This is a genomic window from Streptomyces himastatinicus ATCC 53653 (assembly GCF_000158915.1).
Taxonomy (GTDB): Bacteria; Actinomycetota; Actinomycetes; order Streptomycetales; family Streptomycetaceae; genus Streptomyces; species Streptomyces himastatinicus.
Map to the genome: position 1 here is coordinate 5,014,498 of NZ_GG657754.1, position 2,730 is coordinate 5,017,227.

2 protein-coding genes and 1 pseudogene are annotated in these 2,730 nt (G+C 75.1%); all 3 read right to left on the reverse strand.

The features are described 5' to 3' along the window. A pseudogene (locus SSOG_RS56150) lies at positions 1-581 on the reverse strand (hypothetical protein); the annotation flags it as partial. Positions 582-584: 3 nt separating this feature from the next. Further along, positions 585-1,805 (reverse strand): kynureninase, encoded by a 1,221-nt coding sequence (gene kynU, locus SSOG_RS21010; RefSeq protein ID WP_009716248.1) that lies wholly within the window; start codon positions 1,803-1,805, stop codon positions 585-587. Then, a complete protein-coding gene (locus SSOG_RS21015; RefSeq protein WP_009716249.1) occupies positions 1,798-2,673 on the reverse strand; it encodes a tryptophan 2,3-dioxygenase family protein in 876 nt (291 codons plus the stop codon). Before SSOG_RS21015 ends, kynU begins: the two co-directional genes overlap by 8 nt. Positions 2,674-2,730 lie beyond the last annotated feature (57 nt).

Genomic DNA, 2,730 nt, shown 5'->3' on the forward strand with positions numbered 1-2,730 from the left:
TGTTCCGGGCTGACCCGGCGCGGAACGCGGACTGTCGGCGTCACACTCCCGGTGGCCACCGCCCCCGCGCCCTCCCGCCCGGCCCCGGCGTCACGGCCCGCGCCCGGCGGGCGTTGGCCGAGCCCCTGAGCGTCGTGCGGCCCGGCATCGCGCCCACCGGGAGCTGTCGGTCCGCCGTCGCCTCCCGCCGCGGGGCCGCCGGGGTCCGCGTCCCGCAGGGCCTGGCCGACGCCCTCGGCGTCGTGCGGCCCGAGGGCCGCCGCCCCGGCATCGCGGCCGCCCGAAGCCACCAGTCCACCGTCGGCGTCCGTGGCCGCGCCTCGGCGGTATTCCGGTAGGGCCACCGCCAGGCCCCGGGCCGCCAGGTGGGCGGCGAAAGGGGAGAGGTGGTGGCGGTCGTAGGGGGCGCGCCAGGCGCCGCCGTGGAAGAGGATCACCAGCGGGGCGGGGGCCGCCGGGTCGTGGGGGAGGTAGAAGTCCACCACCTGGTCCGGGTGTTCGCCGTACGCGGCCGTCGCGTCCGGCGCCACCGGGGCGTGGCCGAACAGGGACGCCTCCTCGGCGGCCGCGTCGCGTGGCATCGGTCAGCCCACCTCGTCCAGGACGTCGGCCAGCACCCGCGCCGCCCGCTCCACCTCGGCGAAGCCGGTGTACAGCGGGGTGAAGCCGAAGCGCAGCACGTCGGGGCGGCGGAAGTCGCCGACGACGCCGCGGCGGACCAGTTCGGCCATCGCCGGGCCCGCGTCCGCGCAGCGCAGCGCGACCTGGCTGCCGCGTTCCGCGTGGGCGGCCGGGGTGACGGAGCGGACGCGCCCGGCCGGTACGTACCGCTCCACGCACCGCAAGAAGAAGTCCGTCAGGGCCAGGCTCTTCGCCCGTACGGCCTCGATCGGGACGTCGTCCCACACCTCCAGCGCGGCCTCCAGCGCCAGCATGGAGAGGATGTCGGGGGTGCCGACGCGGCCGCGTACCGCGCCGTCGGCGGGGGTGTACGCGGTGTCCATGCCGAAGGGGTCGGCGTGGGAGTTCCAGCCGGGCAGCGGGGAGTCGAAGCGCGGCTGGTGGTCCCGCGCCACGTACAGGTAGGCGGGCGCGCCGGGCCCGCCGTTGAGGTACTTGTACGTGCAGCCGACGGCGAGGTCGACCCCGTGGGCGTCGAGCCCCACCGGGAGCGCGCCCGCGCTGTGGCACAGGTCCCAGACGGCGAGGGCCCCGGCCGCGTGCACGGCGGCCGTCGTACCGGGCAGGTCATGGAGGCGGCCGGTCCGGTAGTCGACGTGGTTGACGAGCGCGACGGCGGTGCGCGGCCCGACCGCGGTCGGCACGTCGCCCGCCGCCACGGCCCGCACGGTGCAGCCGGTCATGCGCGCGGCGGACTCGGCGATGTAGCCGTCGGTGGGGAAGGTGGCCTCGTCCACCACGATCTGGTCGCGGTGGGCGCCGCGCTCCTGGGCGATGCGCACCGCGGCGACGACCGCCTTGAAGACGTTCACGCTGGTCGAGTCGCCGACCACCACCTGTCCCGGCGCGGCCCCGACGATCCGCCCCACGCGGTCGCCGATCCGCTCGGGGGCGGTCCACCAGCCGCTCTCCTCCCAGGAGCGGATGCGCAGCTGTCCCCATTCGCGGGCCACGACGTCGGCCAGCCGGGCGGGGACGGCGCGGGGCAGCGCGCCGAGCGAGTTGCCGTCGAGGTAGACGGTGTCGTCGAGGGTGAAGGCGTCGCGCTTGGCGCGGAGTTCATCGGCCGCGTCGAGCGCGGCGGCCTCGTCGGTCAGTTCTACGGGGATGGTCGCATCAGACATGGCTACGGGCCGTCCACAGCTCGGGGAAGACGTTCTTCGTGGCGCGCTTCTCCAGCCAGGCGACCCCGGCGGAGCCGCCCGTTCCGGTCTTGGCGCCCATCGCCCGCCGGGTGGCCACCAGATGGTCGTTGCGCCAGCGCCACACCAGCTCGGCGACCTCGGTCAGCGCCTCGCCGAGCCGGATCAGCTCGCCCTCGCGCGGGCCGGAGTAGATCTCCTGCCACACCCGCTCCACCGCGGGGTCCGGTTCGTACCGGCGGGCCGGGTCGCGGTCCAGCACGGCGGCGGGTACGGCGTGGCCGCGGCGGGCAAGGAAGCGCAGCACCTCGTCGTAGAGGCTGGGTTCGGTCAGCGCCTTCTCCAGCTCCGCGTACTCGCGCGGCGCGCCCCGGTGCGGGACCAGCATGGACGCCGACTTCTCGCCGAGCAGGAACTCCAGCCGCCGGTACATCGCGGACTGGAAGCCGGAGCCGTCGCCGAGCGCGGAGCGGTACGCGTTGAACTGGCCGGGGGTGAGGTGCGCGAGCGGCTTCCAGGACGCGTTCAGCGACTCCAGCTCGTACGTGGAGCGCCGCAGCGCCTCCAGCGCGGTGGGCACGTCGTCCTCGCGCAGCGCCTGCGCGGCGGTGTGCCACTCGTGGACGATGACGGTGAACCACAGCTCCATGACCTGGGTGGTCACCAGGAAGACCATCTCGCCGGGGTCGTCGGAGAGCGGGTGCTGGAGGTGGGTGAGGACGGACGCCCGGACGTAGTCCTCGTACGGGGTCGTGCCCTGGAAGTCCAGATGGGGCGCTTCGGGCTCGCCGTCGGACGGGACGGCTTCCTCGGGCGCGGGGGCGGTTTTCGGGGCAGGCTGCTGCGACATCGCATCTCCTGAATACGCGCTACCGGGTAGCGGTCCGCCCCATCCCTTCGGTCTCGG